Origin of the sequence: Leptospira ainazelensis (assembly GCF_016918785.1) — a bacterium.
In the GTDB taxonomy this organism is placed as follows: domain Bacteria; phylum Spirochaetota; class Leptospiria; order Leptospirales; family Leptospiraceae; genus Leptospira; species Leptospira ainazelensis.
The window spans coordinates 17,198-37,508 of sequence record NZ_JAFFPT010000032.1; the positions used below are offsets into that span (position 1 = coordinate 17,198).

The window sequence follows — 20,311 nt, forward strand, 5'->3', positions numbered from 1 at the left end:
TTAATCCAAGTCCTTCGCTACAACGCGGACATTCGGAACATTGCTCGTATTACCGCCGCAACTCGAATAAGCAAAGAACAACGCGTTAGTTCCACGGTCGTACGTAATCCCGGTATCCGCCGACGGAAAAAAGGGAATACACGCAGTTTTGTTTCCTGCTTCCGAAAGGATATCTCCCAAGGTCGTCCAACGGGTTATTAGAAAACCGCTCAGTGTTTTTACCATCGGTCTCGCGTGTGTTACGTTCACACATCCAACAAATAGTCTGTTTGTGATCGTATCGAATGTCATGTCCGTACACACATTGTCCTCGCCGGTTAAATTTCCGATAAATGGGTCCACAAAATTGACCCAAGTATTTCCGCTCAGAATTCGAACTGTGGACTGAATCCTTCCTCCTTCGGAAGCGGATGTCATTCGGGTAAACAACAAATGTGGAATTCCATTGTTATCGATTTCCAAATCCGGATGAGCATAGTATTTGAAATTCGGAAGCGAAGGATCACTCATAATTACATGAGAGGCCGAAATCGTATTTCCTTCCTGCACCCAAAAAGAAAACGGAGGTATTCCCATGATTTGAATTCGCGATAAACGAAATACTTGAATCGCGGATAAAGAACCGTTATCCGTAGCGACCACTACGCGGATTTCATTTCCTCGCTTATATGCGAGTCGAATGTGGGCGATCGTCCCTGCTCCTGAAAAACCCGGTTGAGCCACGACTTCCCAAGCTCCGCTCGACAAAGAACCGCCGGTATGCTCTCGCCTAACGACCGTTACCTTACCTCCCAGAGTCTGATCGGGATAGGCAAAATAATCGTGAGTTTCGGTGGAGATCATATCCGTATTACTCTTTTCGTTCGGATAAGCGAAAGCCGGTTCTATCTGGGGAACTATGGTGGAAACAACTCCTAACGTTTGAAAACCGGCGCAAGGTGCGTCAAAACAACCTAAAATAGGACTGGTTAGACTGGTCCCGCCGATCTCATAGTTGTATTCTTCCAAATCCGCATATCCCGTAAAAGAAAATCCTCGGTTTGTAAAACCCGCATTTCCAAGAGCGATCCAAGTATCGAGCGAAGAAGAAAACGGTCCCCCTCCCTTGTAACTAGAAAGTTTTTTGACCCGAATCGGACGAGGAGTGGTATTCCGTTCGTTGTTAGCCTCTACATAAGCGAGCGCGACGTTTCCTACCGCGGAAGAATCGGAATTCGTATTTTTTATCGTAATCAATCGGATGTTAGTCCCAAGAGACTCATTCACGCCCGGAAAAATAGGCAGCAAAAAACTTCCCGATTCACGCCAATTCTCCGCAAAAATCGTTTGCGAAAACGGAAAAAGAACAGCAAGCAATAGCAAGAAATGTTTCATTTCATCCACCTCTTCGTTTTATTTTCTTAGGTTCCCAAGATTACGAATCTAAATTCGTTTTTTGAGGACATCGTTCTTAAAACAAAGAAGACTTTAAAATTAGCGTCGAATTTGACAACTTCCTCTGTCCACTTATAGATCAATAGGTTTGGAGAGACATGTTGAATTTTATCATTCTATAATACATCATCATCTTAGAGACAATACATAAAAACAAAATATACGATCGCAAAAAATAGGACATTGTATTCTAAATACAATATATACCATTTTTTGAATCTATCATAAACAGACTCTTCTGCACTTTATGATTCAGTCGAAATAAATACTTGCAGTTTTATGCAATTCCGGATACGCCAATCCTAGTCTCAATTTTTCACTTGAGCCGAAGACCGTAAACTCCTGAGAATACGATGCGGCTTCTTTCGGATACGCTAAACGTTTTTAAAATGAACCCGTGCTTGGAAAACTTTTCTCCACAATTTTCGTTCCATGCGGAAAGCCGAAGAACGTTGAAAAAGGTTATTTCTTTTTATTTCGCTTTTAATTTAGGTCTTCGTTTCAGGACGGGCCGGCTCCTTTACAAAATTCGGAAATTCCTTTCCGGAAACGCCTACGGAACCAGAGACAAAAGAACCATCATTTTTTCGTAATTTTCTTATTTACAATATTTTAAGTTTCTAAGAAACCATGAACCCCGATCAAAACAGGAGAACTCATGGCAAACTACGTTGTACGCGGTGGAGAACAGGAATTACCGCCACCCTATCAAATGAAACAGGTGGAATTTTATTCTTTTTGTATAGAAGGAAATCAGAATGCGATTCAAACGATTGTCGATCGTGATCTAAACGGTCCGGCGAACGGATCCGCACACTATTCCGCGTTTACCGATAAATTGTTTCTTGTCTTTGCAAAACAACAATACCTGGTTCCCGGGAACGATTGCGGCTGGGTGGAAGAAACCGACGTCGGATTTTGGATTCCGCTTTTCGCAAAGGATCCTCTCAGAATTCGTTTTTATCAACCTTATCTTTTTGTGGACATTCCCACCGCAATGGCGACCGGAAGAGAAATCTACGGGTTTCATAAAATTCAAGGCGACTTTCAGATGCCCTCTTTGCAAGTTCCGCCGGAATATTTCTCCGTCGATGCCGTCACACCGCGCGGGAAAGACAGACAAGCGATTTCCCAGAGGATGTTCACTCTGACCTGTCCTCCGGGCGGTTCCACAAAAAAAGAATCCTATGACGATTTTTCAAAGATCGGAAGTAAGTTTGCGGAGATTCTTTTTGGAGATCCTTCTAAGATCGCAATCCCAGGTATGGGGCTCGTAGTAAACCTATTGGACTTCTTATTCTCACCCGAACTGGGAATGGTTTTTTTAAAACAATTCAGGGACGCCGCAAATCCGACCTTGGCTTGTTATCAAGCCATCGTGGAAGCGAGCAGCAACGTAACCCATTTTCGCAAAGGCGGACTTTTGGAAGGTAATTACGTTTTGGATCTTTTAGACAATCCGTATTTCCCTTTTGTCGCCGACTTCGGTCTCAAAGGAACCTCGGTTCCGGTTCAATTCGGAATCTGGTGTGATTTCGATTTCGATTTTTCTCCCGGAAAAATCATTCACCAAAATACATAATATTTTAAGAATATTCTTAAAATTAAATATACTAGAGTTAAATATAAGTTAGGTAGAAAAATGGCCGACAAAAAAGAAAAAGTTGTTATTTTAGGAGGAGGTTTGAGTTCGCTCGTAACCGCCTACGAAATCACTTCCCAACCGGGTTGGGATCAAAAATACGATCTTACCTTGTATCACATGGGTTGGAGACTCGGAGGAAAAGGCGCCAGCGGAAGAAACCAGCAAATCTACAACCGTATCGAAGAACACGGTCTTCATATCTGGTTCGGCTTTTACGACCACGCATTTCAACTCATCCGCAAATGTTATCAGGAAGCGGGCAGATCTCTCACACAACCTTTGGCGACTTGGGAAGAAGCGTTTAAACCCGCTAATTATTTTGTCCTGGAGGAAAAGGTAAACGAAGGATACGTTCCTTGGCCCATCGAATTTCCGATGAACGATCAAGTCCCTGGCGACACTTTGGATCTTCCCGATCCGACAACGTATCCGTCTCTGATTCTAAACTACTTGCGAAAATACTACAACGAAAACGCGGACACGATCTTTCCGGAAAAAGAAGACGAGAACAAAAGCGGGATCTGGAATCAGATCTTAGAATGGGTTGAAGAAACTATAGAAGACATAGGACTCGACATGATCGGAAAGACGATCCTGATTTTAAAAACGCTTTTGGATAAACTCAGCGGGGATTTTCCAAAGGATCGTTTTCTAAAAATTCTCGACCTCTTTATGAAAAATTTATGGGCAAAGGTCGAGAAAAAAATCGAATCCGATACGGAAGCCAGACGTTTCTGGATCATGGTCGATTTTTCCCTCACTAACATCAAGGGTATGATCGAAGATCGTGTTTTCGAAAAAGGTTTTGAAAGTATCGACGACTACGACTATAGAGAATGGCTAAGACATCACGGAGCGAGCGAACTCACGATCAACTCCGCGATCGTCCAAGCGATCTACGGTCTTGTTTTCGGAGGAGTCAACCAATATACTTTTGCGGCGGGAACGGCTCTCAAAGGAGCGCTTCGTATGGTCTTCACATACAAAGGCGCTGTCGCGTATAGGATGCAGGCGGGAATGGGAGATACGATTATGACTCCCCTTTACGAAATTCTAAAACAAAAAGGAGTAAAGATCAAATTTTTTCATAGAGTTCGTGAACTCGTTCCCGGATCCGCAGACGGAAAAGAGAACATTCAGAGAATCCGAATCGGAAGACAAGTAACGTTAAAATCGGAAGAATATTCCCCCCTAATCGACGTTAAAGGTCTTGGCTGTTGGCCGTCGGAGCCCCTCTACGACCAAATCGTAGAAGGAGAAATATTAAAAAAAGAGAATGTAGATCTCGAAAACTATTGGTCAGACTGGAAGGACAGAGAGGAGATAGTTTTAGAATACGGAAAAGACTATGATCGGATCGTCTTCGGAATTTCGATCGGGGCTATTCCATTCTTATGCCCTCAAATTCTAAACACAAATCCGCAGTGGAAACAGATGACGGATACGATCGAAACCTGTTTGACGGACGCGTTTCAACTCTGGATGTTTCCGGACACTGCCGGTCTAGGATGGAAGTATTGGAAGAACGAACCTCCAATCCTCGGTTCTTTTGTGGAACCCTTCGATACTTGGTGCGACATGAGCCATCTCATCAATCGAGAATCTTGGCCGGACTCGATGACCCCGAATCATATCGCCTACTTTTGCGGACCTTCTCCTCCGGGAACCGCGCCGAGCAATCCTCTTGCCAACCCTGACATCGAGGCAGAGATGAAAAAATTAAAAGCAAGAGTCGCTAACTTCTTAAATCAAGACGTAAGCACGCTTTGGCCTGCGGCAACCGCGACGGGAGCCAGAGGCGGATTCGACTGGAATCTTCTTCTCGATAAACCGGGGAAAAACGGAGAAACGAGAATCGAAGGCCAGTTTGTCCGTTTAAACATTCAGCCCACCGAAAGATATGTCTTATCGGCGAAAGGATCGACTAAATATAGGCTTCCGGCAGGAATGAACGGATATTCGAACCTTGTCATCACGGGAGACTGGATACAAAATCCGATCTTGAACGCGGGTTGTGTAGAAAGCACCGTTGTGAGCGGAATCGAAGCGGCAAAATGTTTCCTCTGATTTTCTAAAATCAATTTTTTTCTTTTTGATTTTAATCCTAGGGAGAATATCACAGTTCTTCCAGGATGGAACTCCCCGGCTTTGAAACCTTCGAATCCTTTTCCATTGATCATCAGTTTCTGATATACAGATCTCTGGATCAAAGATCGGGGAAACACGTTCTTCTCAAAATTCTTCGTCAGAAAAATCCTTCACGCAAAGATATCCAAAAGATTCATCACGATTTTAGAATTTCTAGTTTTGCTAAAGGACCAAGAATTCAAAACTCCCTGGAATTAATCCGTCATGAAGATCTTCCGGTTCTCGTCATCGAAGACAACGGATCGGTTCCCCTCTCCAGAATGTATCCAAATGGTGTTAATTCTGTAGAAAAATTTTTTGAGATTGCCATGACTATATCTTTAGCTCTCAAAGAAATTCATGAAAAAAGAATTTTGCACCAAGCCTTACGTCCGGGAAATATCTGGATACAACCCGAGACGGGATTCGCAAGAATCACCGATTTTTCAGCCGCGACTTTTTCCGGGAAAGACACGTCACCCTCCATTACCCCGGATCTATCGGTCGAAATTCTATCGTATCTTCCTCCGGAATTATCCGGAAGACTTTCTCGCGTTTTGGATCTTCGAACCGATTTTTATTCTTTGGGTATCATTTTCTATCAGATGATCACCGGAATCTTGCCTTTTGTTTCGAAGGACAGAAACGAAATTTTGCACGCCCATCTTGCAAGAAAACCGGCTCCGGTCCATACTCTTCGGGACGATCTTCCCGTTTCCATTTCGCTTATCATCGCGAAACTTTTAGAAAAAGATCCGGAACAACGTTATGCATCCATTAACGGATTGATATACGACTTGGAACTTTCCCTCAAAGAATTCCGGGATAAGGATAACGAAACGGTATTTATCCCCGGGACAAGGGATATCCCGGAATTGACGTTCGATCCTTCCGCGCTTTACGGAAGGGATCGCGAAAAGGGAATTTTAGAATCGTCTCTGGATAGGGTATTTCGAGGCGAAACGGGGCTGGTTTTAATCACCGGGGAATCCGGATCCGGAAAATCGGCCTTGGCAAAATCCTTTCTAAAAAGTATTTCCGAACGGGGTGGAATCGTAGTTCAGGGAAAATTCGATCAGTATGAAACTTCAGTTCCTTTCGGGGGATTGATCCATTCTCTTCGGGATCTCGTTTCGATCTTTTTATCCAAACCGGAAAAGGATATCAAAGAGTTTAAAAAACTCATTCAGCAGTACACGGGAGCAAACGGAAAAATTTTATTAAATCAAATTCCCGAACTGGAATTTATTATCGGACCTCAACCCGAATTGGCGGAACTTCCTCCGGATGAAAACAGAAACCGATTCTACTTTACGCTTCGAAATTTTATCAGAGCCATTTCCGAAATGAGTCGGCCTCTCGTTCTTTATATGGACGATCTCCAGTGGGCTGATCCTGCGAGTTTAAAACTGATAGAAACTTTTTTAATCTATTCAAAGATTAAGAATTTCTTATGTATTCTTTCCTATCGTCCCGAAGCGGCCGAAAAATCCAATCTGTTTTCAAAAATCTTGGAATCTTTAGAAAGTAACAAGGTCCAGAAGAGTCTTGTCACGGTTCATCCTTTGGACGAAGAAAGTATCTATCGCCTCTTGCAAGATTTGGCCCCAGGTCCGACGGATGAGATCCGAATCGTATCTTCGGTTCTTCATAAAAAAACTCTGGGAAACCCGTTCGCGGTCGTTCAGCTGCTCCGAACATCGGAAAAGACGAACTCGATTTCATACCAATTTGAAACAAAACTCTGGAAATGGGATACTGAAAAAGCCCTTCAGCTTCCGGTTGCGGATAACGTAATCAGTCTTCTGTGTCAAAGGATCAGAGATCTCTCTCCAGGCGTTCAGGAACTTTTAGGCGTATGTTCTTGTCTCGGAGAAAGATTTACTTCCGGGTTCATTTCTAAATTACATTTTTTCGACGCAGGAAAGCTCAATCAAATCTTATGGGAAGCGGTAAGAGAAGGACTTTTAGCTCCTTCTCACAACCAAGACCATTCTCTTTTTGAAGAGAATATTTCCGCCGAACAAGCATTCGGTTTTTCGCACGACCGAGTCCAACAAGCAGCATACAGCCTTTTGGAAGATTCAAAACGAAAGGAATTTCACAAAAAGGTCGGAATCGCTCTTCTGAACTTACACGGACCCGATCCTAAAAATAGGGTTCTTTTTCAAATTACGAATCACTTAAACCAATCTCAAGAAATCATAGAAGAGGAAACGCTTAGAAAAAAACTCACTCTCCTGAATTACAAAGCGGGCTTACAGGCCAAGAGCTCCGGCTCCTACGAAAGTTCTCTTCAATATCTGAATTTTGCGATGGGCTCTCTGGATCAAGCCGCTATGATCAACGATTTGGAATTGTATTCCAACGTAATTCTGGAAACCGCAGAAACCGAATATCTTTTGAACGACTACGAACGGGCGATGCAACTTTTAGAATCGTTGGAAAATCTGAATCTCCCCGATCTGCAACATATCCGCGCCGACGCAATTCAAGTTAGGCTTTATTCCAAAATGAACAAAGTGGAGAATGCGGTGCTCGCAGGTCTTCGAGCCATGAGACGTTTTAAGATCAATATCCCCTCCTCTCCGTTTAGAGTAACTCTGGTTCTTTTTAAGGAACTTTTTCTTTCCATGATTCTTTCCAAAGGAAAAACCGATATCGAACTCGTAAACGTTCGGGAAAACGGGGAGCAGGAATATCAGGCCTTAATCGATCTTTTTGCGGACCTCGGACCTTCGGCGTTTACTTACAATCAAAATCTCTTTGCCTTAATCGTATTAAAAATGTTTAATACATCTTTAACAAAGGGAGTTTCCAGAAGTAGTCCGATCGCATATAGCGGTTACGGGATGATAGTAAATCAAGCTCTCAAAGATTTAGATCAAGCGATTCGTTATTCAAAACTGGCGATGAATCTCAACGACAAGATACCTTTCGATTTGGTAAAATGGAAGGTGCAGTACGTTTATTCGGCGTATCTTTGTCACTGGAAAAGGCATATCACCCTGGACATCAGCCTCCTCGACGACGTACACAACGGAGCTTTGCAAAACGGGGATATTTTTTACGCAGGGTTCAGCATGCAGGCCAAAACTCAGAAAAAGATATTCGCATCCTTTCCGATCGAAGAATTGTTAAACGACATCGTAAACGCAGATCAATTCTTTACGGCGTCTAGAGACAACTTTGCCTTTACGATAGCAAAAAGTTCTCATCAATTTATAAAAGCCCTCTCTGGTAAGACACAATCACCCGATTCTCTCGACGACGAAAACTTTCACAGCAAGGAATTTGAAAAGAGAATTTTAGAAGATAAGAATTTCACGGCTCTCTCCTACTTTTATCACGATCTGACGAAGTTATACTACTTTTCCGGAAATTCCCAAAAGGGACTGGAGGCGGGGCAAGAAGGCGAAAAACTAATCCAAAACGCGTTCGGTTTGATTCCCTATGCGGAATTTTGGTTTTATTACGGACTTACCATTCTCGATAACTTTAAGGATTTATCTTTTTCCGATAGAACCCGATTCTCCAAAAAGTTGAAAAAGATTTTTACACTTTTCGAAAACTGGAGCAAGGATTGCCCCGAAAATTTTATGGGGCATTTGGAACTTTTAAGAGCCGAATGGGATAGAAACAAGGGCAAAGTGGGCGAAACGATTTCGGGCTACGAAAGGGCGATCAAACTCTTTCAAGAGTCCGGCTTTCTTTCCTTTCAAGCCCTTACTTGCGAAATCGCCGCCAAGTTCCATTATAAAAACGGAAACTTTTCATTAGGAAATCATTACATTCAACACGCGATCGACTCATATTCCAGATGGGGAGCCACGACCAAGGTCGAAGATCTCGAAAACCTATTTTCAAACAGACTCGACCTTTCCCTTTCTCCAGAAGCGATCGGAAGAAAGATGCAGAACCAAACCCCCGATCTGGATCAGGAAATCATATTAAAAACTTATAATTTACTTTCCGGTGAAATCGTATTGGACAATCTTTTGAAGAAGTTGATTCAAATCGCCATGGAAACCGCGGGCGCAACCCGTGCCATCTACTTTCACTTACACAATAAAAATCTAATGGTCTATTTGGCCGGTCAGAGCGGAGAGGACGGAATCGTAGTTGAAAATCTTCCCGAGCTCGAAGAAACCCAGTATCCTGTATCTTATCTCAACTACGTTTTTAGAACCGGAAAAATGATTTCTACAAACGGATTCGATTCTTCTTCGATCAAAGATTTTACGGATCAATACATCAAAGAAAAAAGACCTCAATCGGTAATTTGTATTCCTTTGGTCCACGCGGGCGGACTTAAAGGAGTCCTCTATCTCGAGAACCAACTCGTCAAAGGGATTTTCACCGAAAATAGAATTCAAACTTTGGAATTGATAGCCGGACAAGCGGCGATCTCGATCGAAAACGCAAATCTCTACGCGGAACTGGAAGAGAAGGTTGTGGAAAGGACTTCCGAACTCAACAACACTATCAAATTGATACAAAAGGATTTGCTCTACGCGCAAAAAATTCAGGATCGAATTCTTCCAAAACCCGAAGTGACGTTAGGCGGAATTTACATTCTCACTAAATACATTCCGATGAACGAAGTCGGCGGCGACATCTACGATTACGCTGAGATATCCCCGGGCAGAATAAGAATTTTCCTTGCGGACGCGACCGGGCACGGCGTCCAAGCCGCGTTAGTCACGATGTTGATCAAATCCGAATATGAAAGTTTAAAGTATTTGGATCTTCCTCCCGGAGAGGTCATTTCGGAGCTGAACAAAGAAATTATAACGAAATACAGCGCGATCAAGTCCTTCTTCAGTTGTCTCATCGCAGACGTGGACACGGGAGAAGGAACACTTTCTTATTCCGCAGCGGGACATCCCGATCAATTCTGTCTCAGCGGAAGTACGGTTACTCGACTTTCCAAAAGCGGTCCGATCATAGGAATTTCCGAAAAAGTAAAATACCAGTCTCAGTTTTTGGAAATTTCAAAGGGTGATAAGATGTTTTTCTTTTCGGATGGAATCGTAGAAGAGTTCAACGCTTTTGAAGAAGAATTCGGCGAGGAACGTCTGCTGGATTCGATACTCAAGGAATCCTCCAAATCGGTTCCGGATCTCGTAAAGTCCATATTCGGAGATTTAGAAGCCTTTCTTTCGGGGCAAAAAACCCAAGACGATATCACCTTCCTTTCCGTCGAAGTTTTATAAACTTAACAACTTCTTAACTTCGTTTTCTCTTCCTTAATCACACAGAGATTGACCGCAAGCTCCGTTCATGATCTACTTGGAGCATGAATCAATCTTCATCAGTTCCCTATTTTTTAGGTTTAGTAAAAAATAGGAACTCGGAACAGATAAAATTTTCACATCGATCAAATTCAGGAATTAGAATATTATGAACTTAGAAACAACCATGGCCCTTTCCCTGGGCGGAATTTGTCTGGCGTATCTCGTCTATTCGATTTTTAGACCGGAAAAATTTTAAGGAGAATTTATGGCAACGGAATGGATCCAACTTTCGATCTTTCTTTTTTCGATCGTAATCTTATCTCCTCTACTCGGAGCTTGGCTTTATAAAGTTTTTAGCTCATCCGAAACGCCGCAAGCCGAAACAGTCATTTATAAGATCTGCGGAATCGACCCGAAGAAGAATATGGAGTGGAAGGAATACGCAATTTCACTCCTATTATTCAACCTTTTCGGATTTGCGGTTCTTTTTGGAATATTATTATTTCAGAATATTCTCCCCATGAATCCTGAAAACCTGGCCGGTCTAAACCCGTTTTTGGCCTTTAATACCGCGGTCAGCTTTATGACGAACACGAATTGGCAGGCATATTCCGGCGAAGCGATGTTGAGTTATTTTTCGCAATCCTTAGGACTTACCGTTCAGAATTTCGTCAGCGCCGCAACGGGCCTTTGTGTTCTCTTGGCGCTGGCACGTGGACTTTCTTCCAACACAAACCCCGGGCTCGGTAACTTTTGGAGGGACTTGATACGGGGAACGATTTATATTCTTCTTCCGCTTTCTTTTCTTTTGGCGTTGATATTGGTAGGCACTGGGGTGGTTCAGACCTTCTCGGAATATTTAACCGCCGCCACTTTGGAAGGAAACACACAAATCATTCCGTTGGGTCCGGCCGCCTCTCAAATCGCGATCAAACAACTCGGAACAAACGGCGGCGGATTTTTCGGAGTCAATAGCGCCCATCCTTTTGAAAATCCGACTCCGATCTCCAACTTTCTTCAAATGCTTTCGATTCTTTTACTTCCGGGAGCTTGTGTTTTCTTATACGGAAGAATCGTAGGCAACGTCAAACACGCTTGGGTCATCTTCTGCGTTATGTCGACCGTTTTCCTCATTGGAGTTTTGACGGTTTGGACGTCCGAATCCTCGTTCAATCCTCTTTCGGGAACAAGCGGTTTTTGGGAAGGAAAGGAAACACGTTTCGGAATCTTAAACAGCGCGATTTGGGAAGTGTCCACTACGGTTGCGTCTAACGGATCGGTGAATTCTATGCACGACAGTTTTTCACCCATCGGCGGTTTAATAGGAATGTTGAATATACAACTCGGAGAAGTGATCTTCGGAGGCGTCGGCGCTGGGATGTATGGAATGATTCTGTTTATTCTTCTTACCGTATTCTTGAGCGGAATCATGGTGGGGAGAAGCCCGGAATATATGGGGAAAAAAATCGAAAAAAGGGAAATCCAAATGTCCCTATTGGGAATTCTTTTACCTTCCACCGTCATCCTTCTTTTCACCGCGATCGCGGTCAGCCTTCCGCAAGGCTTATCCTCCTTGGCAAACCGAGGGCCTCACGGTCTTTCCGAAATTCTTTACGCATTCTCTTCGGGCGCGGGGAATAACGGATCCGCCTTCGCGGGGTTAGCCGTCGATACTCCGTTTTACAATTCTATGTTGGGACTTGCGATGCTGATCGGAAGATTCGGAGTCATTCTTCCCGCGTTGGCGATCGCCGGAAGTGTCGCCTCTAAAAAAAGATCCGAAGTGATTTCGGAAGGATCTTTTTCGACGGACGGAGGTACGTTTTATATTCTTCTCTTATCGGTTATCATCATCGTAGGAGCGCTGACTTTTTTTCCGGCGCTGACAATCGGCCCAATACTTGAGCATTTTCTAATGTTACAAGGCAGAACGTTCTAAGGAGAATCGGATGAGTCGTAAATCCAAAGTTTTTTTCGAATCCGGAGTTCTAAAAGAAGCTTCGATCAATACCTTTAGGAAATTGAGCTTTCGAGCTCAAGCTAAGAATCCGGTCATGTTCATCGTATTCTTGGGCGCGTTGTTCACAACTTGGATCTTTTTCAAGGATATGAGCGGCGGAATTTATTCCTCCTTCAATCTTCAGATCGGTCTTTGGTTATGGTTCACGGTCCTTTTCGCGAATTTCGCCGAGGCGATCGCGGAAGGTCGCGGAAAAGCAAGAACCGATAGTCTCAAAAAGACTAGAACTAACATCGTCGCCAAAAAGATCGTAGACGGAAAAGTCCAACCCGTTCCGGGAACTTCCTTGAAGATCGGCGATCGCGTGTTATGCGAACCGGGAGATTTAATCCCCGGAGACGGAGAAATCATCGAGGGTATCGCCAGCGTGGACGAATCCGCAATCACGGGAGAATCGGCTCCGGTCGTCAGAGAAAGCGGCGGAGATCGAAGCGCGGTGACCGGCGGAACCAGAGTGTTAAGCGACAAGATCCTAATCTCGATCACGGCGGAACAGGGAAATACGTTCTTGGATAAAATGATCGCGCTCGTGGAGGGCGCTAAACGTCAGAAAACTCCGAATGAGATCGCTCTTACGATGCTCCTTTCCGGTTTATCTTTTGTATTTTTGATCGCGGTGATCAGCCTTCCCTTTCTTGCGGAATTTGTCGCCGGAGAAGGAGGACAAAAGGCTGATCTTTCGATTCCTGTTTTGATCTCGCTTCTTGTCTGTTTGATTCCGACTACGATCGCCGGGTTACTTTCTGCGATCGGCATCTCCGGAATGGAACGTCTTATTCGTTTTAACGTGATCTCTAAAAGCGGAAAGGCGATCGAAGCGGCGGGTGATATCGACATTCTTCTTTTGGATAAAACCGGAACGATCACGTTAGGCAACAGAGAAGCCAGAGCATTCTTCCCGGCACAAGGTGTTGAAGAAAAATATCTCGCCGATGTGGCCCAACTTTCTTCTTTAGCGGACGAAACTCCGGAAGGAAGATCCATTGTCGTATTAGCAAAAGAGAAATTCGGAATCCGGGAAAGGAACCTTGCGGAAATGGAAGGAGAGTTTATTCCCTTTAGCGCGTCCACGAAGATGAGCGGAATCGATCTCAAAAAAGAAGGAAGGGTAGTGAGAAGAATTCGCAAAGGAGCGGGTGACGCGATCAAAACCTATCTTTACAACTTCAGTCAGAAAATCCCCTCCGATATGGAAGATACGATTCAAAGAATTTCTCAAAAAGGAAGTACTCCGATTTTAGTAACGGAAGACAGTAAACTTTTAGGAGTGATCGAACTTAAGGACATCGTAAAAGGCGGTTTGAAAGAAAGGTTTGCGAGTCTTCGAAAAATGGGGATCCGCACCGTAATGATCACCGGTGACAACCAACTCACCGCAGCCGCCATCGCCGCCGAAGCCGGTGTGGACGATTTTCTCGCCGAAGCCACGCCGGAAACCAAACTCAAAAGAATCAGGGAACAACAAGCGAAAGGTTATCTCGTCGCGATGATCGGAGACGGAACCAACGACGCACCTGCCCTCGCACAATCGGACGTCGGAGTTGCGATGAACACCGGAACCCAGACCGCGAGAGAAGCCGGTAATATGATCGATCTCGACAGTAATCCGAGTAAGCTCATCGAAATCGTCGAGATCGGGAAACAACTTTTGATGACAAGAGGAGCTCTTACTACCTTTAGCATCGCAAACGACGTCGCAAAGTATTTCGCGATTCTTCCCGCCTTGTTCGGAACCTTCTACGCCACCTCCGACGCGTTAGGCGGTCCTCTCTCCGTCCTAAATCTAATGCAACTGAGTTCTCAAAAAAGCGCAGTTTTAAGCGCGGTGATCTTTAACGCCCTTGTGATTCCAGCGCTGATTCCTCTCGCACTCAAAGGAGTCGCTTACAAGCCGTTAGGCGCGAACACCATTCTCAAACGAAATCTTTTGATCTACGGTTTAGGCGGTATCGTAACTCCGTTTATCGGAATCAAGTTGATCGACTGGATCTTAGTATTTTTAGGACTCAATTGAGGAGAATTTTATGTTAAACACGGTATTCATCGCACTCAGAACCTTATTTTTTCTTATCTTCGTGACGGGAATCTTTTATCCGATCGTAGTAACGGGTTTTTCGGAACGGCTTTTCCCTTCACAATCCGGCGGAAGTCTGATCAGAATAAACGGACAAATCGTGGGATCGGAATTACTCGCTCAAAAATTTACAAAAGACGAATATTTCTGGCCGAGACCTTCCGCCGCCGACTTTGCAACGATGGCTTCAGGGGCGTCCAACTCTAGCGCGACTAACGCTTCCTTAAAGGCAAAGGTGGACGAAAGAAAAGACTTTCTTCTTAAAAAACATCCGGATCAGTCGACCGTTCCTCCCGATCTTTTATTCGCATCGGGATCGGGTTTAGATCCGCATATCAGCCCGGCCGCGGCCTCTTTTCAAATGCAGAGGATCGCAACCGCAAGAAAACTGAGTTCGGAACAAACCGTAGAATTAAAAAAACTCTTGGAAGAATCGATCGAAAAACCTTCCTTCGGGTTTATAGGAGAGAAACGAATCAACGTTTTAAGATTGAACTTGAATCTGAATTCTAAATTTGGAAAAATAGATCCATGACCGAATGGAAAGATAAATCCCGTTTGGACCCGGACGAACTTCTTAGAAAGATTCAAGCTGAAGAACAAAAATCCGTCTCCGGAAAATTAAAAATCTTTTTCGGGATGGTCGCGGGAGTCGGGAAAACCTACGCGATGTTAAACGCCGCTCGTACTCTTAGAAAAGAAGGAGTCGACGTGGTCGTAGGTTATATCGAAACCCACGGCAGAAAAGAAACGGAAGAACTTTTGGAAGGACTCGAAATTCTTCCGCGCAAAATCATCGAACACAGGGGAATTCAGTTCGAAGAGATGGACATAGACGCCATTCTCAAAAGAAAACCCGAAGTTGTCTTAGTGGACGAGTTTGCCCACACTAATATTCCCGGAAGCAGACATATCAAAAGATACCAAGACGTTCTCGAAATCTTAAAACACAGCATTGACGTTTTTACGACTCTCAACGTTCAACACCTGGAAAGTCAGGTGGAAGCGGTTGAAAAGACAACCTCGGTAAAAATTCGGGAAACAATTCCGGATTCCGTTTTGGACATCGCGGATGAAATTCTGTTGATCGATTTATCTCCGGACGATCTTCGCAAACGTTTGCAGGAAGGAAAAGTCTACGTTCCGGAAAAAGCAAATCTTGCGGGTGATCATTTTTTCAAAAAGGAGAATCTTTCGTTTCTACGTGAAACCGCGTTAAACTACACCGCGAGACACGTTAATACTTCGCCGGATGCGACAAGATTCAGGGAAAGAATCCTCGTGGCGATCAGCGCAAGTCCGAATTCTTACTCATTGCTACGTTATGCGAAACGACTAGCCTATGAAAGAAACGGTGAATTGTATTCCATCTACAATCAAACGAGAGAAAATCTTTCCAAAGAAAACATCAGTCAACTCGAGAAAAACCTGAGTTTTGCGAGAGAACTCGGCTCCGAAATATTATACTCCGCCGATGAAGATCCGGTGGATGCAATCCTTAGAATCGCCGAACAAAAAAATATCACACGCGTCGTACTCGGCAAACCGCCGATGTCCTGGTGGAAGAAATGGAATTCTCCGGCTTCCAAACTCGCGAGAATCACCGCCAACTTCGAGTTGTGTTTGGTTCCATACGATCATACTTTGTTTTCGGGTGAGGAATCGATTCTCAACCGTTTTTTAAGAACTTCTTCCGGAGGAAAACAATACTTCGCTTCGGTTGCGTTGATTCTTTTGGCTACGAGTCTTAGTCTTTTTTTGGAACCGATCACCGGATATTGGAGCATTTCTTTTCTCTATCTTTTTTTCGTCTCGGGAATCGGTTCTTTTTTTTCAAAAGGGCCCACGATCCTCGCGGGACTTCTTTCCGGCATTTTCTGGGACTTCTTGTTCATTCCGCCTAAATACACGTTTTATATAGAAAAGCTGGAAGACGTTCTGATGTTCGGATCGTTTCTTTTTATTTCGATCATCATCGGAAACGTCACTTCCAGACTGAGACAAAAAGAAAAGGCCCTCGTCAATCGGGAGTTACGATTGGCAACGTTATACGAGCTTTCTAAAGAATTGGGACACGCGAGAGAGATTCGTCAGATCTCGGAGATCGGGGCCGAATATCTAAAAAAAGTTTTCCAAACCGACGTAACGATACTTTTGGAGAACCAAGGCACTATCGATTCAAATTCGCCGAGAACCGGAAATTTTATTCCGGATTCAAAAGAAACCGCAGTCGCAAACTGGGTTTATAAAAACAAAACGAACGCGGGAAAATATTCGGACACTCTTTCGATGTCCATAGGCACCTACTTTCCCATGGTAGCGCCGGGTAAAATCATCGGCGTATTGGGAATTATTTTAAAAGAAAGGCTCAATCTCGATCAGGAAAATTTTTTGCTTACGATGGGAAATCAAATCGCTCTCGCTCTCGAAAGGGAATTGTTATCCGAAGAGACAAGAACCAGATATCTTGCAAATCAATCCGAAAGACTTTATACGATCATTTTTAATTCCCTCTCTCACGAATTAAAAACCCCCCTTTCTGCGATACGAGGCGCGGTTACAGCGCTTCTAGAACCTGAAATCGGCGATTCCAGCGAAGCGCGCAAAGAATTGTTAAACGAAATCAATGAAAGTAGTATGATTCTCAATCTATTACTGGGAAACCTTTTGGACATGAGCCGTTTTGAATCCGGTTTTCTAAAACTCAGACAAGACTGGCACGATCCTTCCGATTTGATTCACGTCGTGGTAAGAAGACTCAGACAGACCGTTAAAAACAGCCGTTGTGTGATTCATATTCCGGAAAATCCGATTCCGGTTTGGATGGATTTTACTTTGATGGAGCAGGCGCTTTTTAATATCGTTTTCAACGCGGTTCAAATTTCTGCGGAGGGTTCTCCCATTTCGATCGAATTGATTTGCGGAAAGGAAAGAATTCAATACATCGTCGAAGATAACGGACCTGGGATCGCCGAAGAAGATCTTGAAAAAATCTTTGAGAAGTTTTATAGAAGTAAGAATCGGAACCACGTCGGCAGCGGGCTCGGTCTTTCCATCAGCAAATCCATCGTGGAAACTCACCAAGGAACTTTGATCGCTGAAAATAGAAAAGAAGGCGGCGCCAGATTTTGTATCGATATTCCTGTAAAACCGGGTTGAACCCATGAATTCTAAAATTCTCGTAGCGGACGACGACGATCGAATTCGAAAGATGATTCGGATCAGTCTCACGGCTTCGCACTACGACGTGATAGAAGCGAATTCGGTTCGAGAAACGATTCAAAAAGCCGCTGGAGAATCTCCGGACGTCATTCTTTTAGATCTTCAATTTCCCGACGGAAACGGAATCGATGCACTGAGAGAAATCAGAACCTGGAGCGAAACTCCGGTCATCGTCTTATCCGTGTTATCTTCCGATCCCGAAAAAATCAATCTTTTAGACACAGGAGCCGACGACTACATTACAAAACCGTTTAGTATGGGGGAACTTCTCGCGAGAATCCGAGTGGCGCTTCGCAACAAAACACAAGAACCCGGATCTCCGATTTTTATTTCCGGAAATTTATACGTGGACTTAGCCGGAAGAATCGTTCAAGTTTCGGGTCAAACGATTCATTTGACCCCGATCGAATTCTCTTTCCTTTCTTTACTGATCCAACACGCGGGAAAAGTATTGACTCAGGAACAAATCATTCGCCATATCTGGGGTCCCTTGGCAAAAAACGAATCCGGACCGTTGAGAGTTCACGTTGCAAGTCTCAGGAAAAAAATCGAAGCGGATCCGTCCAATCCGGAATTGCTTTTAACCGAACCGGGAGTCGGATATAGACTCGTCGTCAACTTCTGATTAAATTATATCGAATTAAAACGAAATACCCGCGGATAAAAAAAGTTGAATTCCGATCCCCTTTGCACGATCCAATTCTTTTTCCTTCGCGTCCCTCCAGATTCTATCCAAGATAGCCGGATCCGGTTTTAAATTAAAAAAACTGATTTCTTCTCTCTGAATATGAGCGGAACTGTTCGTAAAAAGCAAAACGCTAAAACCTCCGTTCAAAAAAATCCCCGAAGAGAACACATAACGTAAGCCCGCGCCGGGAGCGATATACGCCCTTTTATTGGAGATAGAATATTGCCATGTTTTCCCGTCCGCGCTTCCATCGGAATAAACCGTAAATTCGCTCTTACGATCTCTTTGAAAATAAAATTCCTGACCAACACCGATACTGATGTAATAAGGAATCGTAAACGGAAACCATTCTAACGAGATCGTGTATTGATTTTGAGTAAAGTTTTTGTTTTGCAAAGAAAAAGCAAGCGCACTCGTTTGATATCCGGTCCGATCCAAATCAAAATGATCCGCACGGTGTCTTTGATGAGCAAGAAAGGAAACGGAGAAACGCTCGCCAACATTATAGCCGGCTTGAAACCAAGAGAGTTCGTTGATTCCAAAACCGCCGATGTAAAAACGTTTCTGAGCTCTTCGTTCATTCTGATTTCCGATCGGCGAAGAAGCCGACTCCTCCGAACGAAGAGCCCAAGGATAGAATAGAATAAAAAGTGCGAGCGCGGAAAGCGCAAAGAAGTCCGAAGTACGAAGATTGAATTTCATAGGGATCCTTTGAGACAATTCATTTCCTAGCCGAACTCGTAAATTGGAAAAAGTTCACCGATGAAGTTACAGAAACTAGAAGTTGTGAAATGAGAAATCTATTCATACGCAGATCGACGAACGCAGGGAATAAAGAACATTTTATGATATTGAGACTTATTCTCATTTATCTTGACTTTTTTACAAGTCCTCATAGGTTGGAAAAATGAGGTTTTGTATGGGAATTTTTAGATCTGCACCTAACACTGATTTATTGAAGTTTGAATCTGCTTCCGTTTTAGATCGAAGAGTATTTCAAAATCTTTTCTCCTTAAATCCGGAACGGGTAATCGTGACCGACGTTCTAAACGATTTGTTAACCGAAAATCCGTCACCGAATTCAAATCCTCCCTCCTCCAAAGTCGAAAAGGAGATCCTCCTAAAAACCGTATTGGAAATATTAGAAAAGGAAAATTTTCATACCGAATACCAGCCGATCATTTCTCTCGAGAATGGGGAAATATTCGCTTACGAAGCGCTGGCTCGATTTAAGATCGAAGATCAAAATGTCTCACCGGATTTCGTATTCAAAGAATTACACAATCAGGAAGAACTCTTTTTCGAATTTGAAAAGAATCTAAAACGTTTCCAAATTCGGAATCGCCCTTATAACAAACGTCTTTTTCTCAATCTGGATCCGCACGTTTGTAAAAACGAAAACCATGCCAAACATTGGCGCGATCTGCTTAACGGGGAAAAAAATATTGTGTGCGAAATTATTGAAAATACGGATTCTACTCTGGTTTCGGATACACGTTTCTGTTTAAAAACGTTATACGAAGCGGATATTCCGTTGGCCCTGGACGACGTCGGCGGAAAAGAGAACCTTTTCTGTTTTGAATTTTTGGAATATTCTAAATTTGTTAAATTTGATAAACATTGGCTGAATCTCATCCGAATAAAAGAGTCTTACAAATACTTACTCTGGGGTTTTCTTGATTTTGCCAGGGATTCGAATATACTTTGTATCTTAGAAGGAATCGAAACGGCCGATGACCTTCGATTGGCATCGGAGATGCGATTCCCTCTCGTTCAAGGATACCTTTTTCAAACAAAGAACGTTTTAGTCTGAGTTTTTAAGAATTTCTAAAAATCAAATCCCGGTTTTAGCCGACACCCCGCG

General features: G+C 43.6%; 12 protein-coding genes. 10 read left to right on the forward strand and 2 right to left on the reverse strand.

Going from position 1 to position 20,311, the window contains the following annotated elements:
* The gene (locus JWG44_RS08650) at window positions 1-1,287 is read right to left on the reverse strand and encodes a hypothetical protein (RefSeq protein WP_205274557.1); all 1,287 of its coding nucleotides are present in this window, start codon (window positions 1,285-1,287) and stop codon (window positions 1-3) included.
* Between the two features lie 805 nt (window positions 1,288-2,092).
* Between JWG44_RS08650 and JWG44_RS08655 the strand changes: the two genes are divergently transcribed.
* The 9 genes from JWG44_RS08655 (at window position 2,093) to JWG44_RS08695 (ending at window position 18,384) form a co-directional block, all read left to right on the forward strand.
* Window positions 2,093-3,016 carry a hypothetical protein gene (locus tag JWG44_RS08655; protein ID WP_205274558.1) on the forward strand — a complete coding sequence of 308 codons (924 nt, stop codon included), beginning with the start codon at window positions 2,093-2,095 and terminating at the stop codon, window positions 3,014-3,016.
* Window positions 3,017-3,076: 60 nt separating this feature from the next.
* A complete protein-coding gene (locus tag JWG44_RS08660; protein ID WP_205274559.1) occupies window positions 3,077-5,146 on the forward strand; it encodes an NAD(P)-binding protein in 2,070 nt (689 codons plus the stop codon).
* 65 nt (window positions 5,147-5,211) lie between these two features.
* Window positions 5,212-10,422 carry a trifunctional serine/threonine-protein kinase/ATP-binding protein/SpoIIE family protein phosphatase gene (locus tag JWG44_RS08665; RefSeq protein WP_205274560.1) on the forward strand — a complete coding sequence of 1,737 codons (5,211 nt, stop codon included), beginning with the start codon at window positions 5,212-5,214 and terminating at the stop codon, window positions 10,420-10,422.
* Window positions 10,423-10,609: 187 nt separating this feature from the next.
* Entirely contained in the window at window positions 10,610-10,699 is a 90-nt protein-coding gene (locus tag JWG44_RS08670; protein ID WP_205274561.1) for a potassium-transporting ATPase subunit F, read from the forward strand.
* 9 nt (window positions 10,700-10,708) lie between these two features.
* Complete coding sequence (gene kdpA / locus JWG44_RS08675) at window positions 10,709-12,382, forward strand: potassium-transporting ATPase subunit KdpA (protein ID WP_205274562.1); 1,674 nt, start codon at window positions 10,709-10,711, stop codon at window positions 12,380-12,382.
* 10 nt (window positions 12,383-12,392) lie between these two features.
* Window positions 12,393-14,477, forward strand: coding sequence for a potassium-transporting ATPase subunit KdpB (gene kdpB / locus JWG44_RS08680; RefSeq protein ID WP_205274563.1), 2,085 nt, complete (start codon window positions 12,393-12,395; stop codon window positions 14,475-14,477).
* Between the two features lie 10 nt (window positions 14,478-14,487).
* Window positions 14,488-15,072: a potassium-transporting ATPase subunit KdpC gene (kdpC, locus tag JWG44_RS08685; protein ID WP_205274564.1), complete on the forward strand. Its 585-nt coding sequence runs from the start codon at window positions 14,488-14,490 to the stop codon at window positions 15,070-15,072.
* Window positions 15,069-17,696, forward strand: coding sequence for a sensor histidine kinase (locus JWG44_RS08690; RefSeq protein ID WP_205274565.1), 2,628 nt, complete (start codon window positions 15,069-15,071; stop codon window positions 17,694-17,696). The genes kdpC and JWG44_RS08690 overlap by 4 nt, the downstream gene beginning before the upstream one ends.
* Before the next feature lie 4 nt (window positions 17,697-17,700).
* Window positions 17,701-18,384, forward strand: coding sequence for a response regulator (locus tag JWG44_RS08695; protein ID WP_205274566.1), 684 nt, complete (start codon window positions 17,701-17,703; stop codon window positions 18,382-18,384).
* Between the two features lie 15 nt (window positions 18,385-18,399).
* On the opposite strand, the gene JWG44_RS08700 is transcribed toward JWG44_RS08695, so the two are convergent.
* The gene (locus tag JWG44_RS08700) at window positions 18,400-19,149 is read right to left on the reverse strand and encodes a hypothetical protein (RefSeq protein ID WP_205274567.1); all 750 of its coding nucleotides are present in this window, start codon (window positions 19,147-19,149) and stop codon (window positions 18,400-18,402) included.
* 217 nt (window positions 19,150-19,366) lie between these two features.
* On the opposite strand from JWG44_RS08700, the gene JWG44_RS08705 reads away from it, so the two are divergent.
* On the forward strand, window positions 19,367-20,260 hold the full coding sequence (locus tag JWG44_RS08705) for an EAL domain-containing protein (protein WP_232371563.1): 894 nt from the start codon (window positions 19,367-19,369) through the stop codon (window positions 20,258-20,260).
* Window positions 20,261-20,311 lie beyond the last annotated feature (51 nt).

Bases quoted from the DNA above. Each gene is read 5' to 3' on its own strand.
- kdpA (WP_205274562.1), top strand. From the start codon at position 10,709: ATGGCAACGGAATGGATCCAACTTTCGATCTTTCTTTTTTCGATCGTA.
- JWG44_RS08660 (WP_205274559.1), top strand. From the start codon at position 3,077: ATGGCCGACAAAAAAGAAAAAGTTGTTATTTTAGGAGGAGGTTTGAGT.
- JWG44_RS08655 (WP_205274558.1), top strand. From the start codon at position 2,093: ATGGCAAACTACGTTGTACGCGGTGGAGAACAGGAATTACCGCCACCC.
- kdpB (WP_205274563.1), top strand. From the start codon at position 12,393: ATGAGTCGTAAATCCAAAGTTTTTTTCGAATCCGGAGTTCTAAAAGAA.
- JWG44_RS08700 (WP_205274567.1), bottom strand. From the start codon at position 19,149: ATGAAATTCAATCTTCGTACTTCGGACTTCTTTGCGCTTTCCGCGCTC.
- kdpC (WP_205274564.1), top strand. From the start codon at position 14,488: ATGTTAAACACGGTATTCATCGCACTCAGAACCTTATTTTTTCTTATC.
- JWG44_RS08690 (WP_205274565.1), top strand. From the start codon at position 15,069: ATGACCGAATGGAAAGATAAATCCCGTTTGGACCCGGACGAACTTCTT.
- JWG44_RS08670 (WP_205274561.1), top strand. From the start codon at position 10,610: ATGAACTTAGAAACAACCATGGCCCTTTCCCTGGGCGGAATTTGTCTG.
- JWG44_RS08705 (WP_232371563.1), top strand. From the start codon at position 19,367: ATGGGAATTTTTAGATCTGCACCTAACACTGATTTATTGAAGTTTGAA.
- JWG44_RS08695 (WP_205274566.1), top strand. From the start codon at position 17,701: ATGAATTCTAAAATTCTCGTAGCGGACGACGACGATCGAATTCGAAAG.
- JWG44_RS08665 (WP_205274560.1), top strand. From the start codon at position 5,212: ATGGAACTCCCCGGCTTTGAAACCTTCGAATCCTTTTCCATTGATCAT.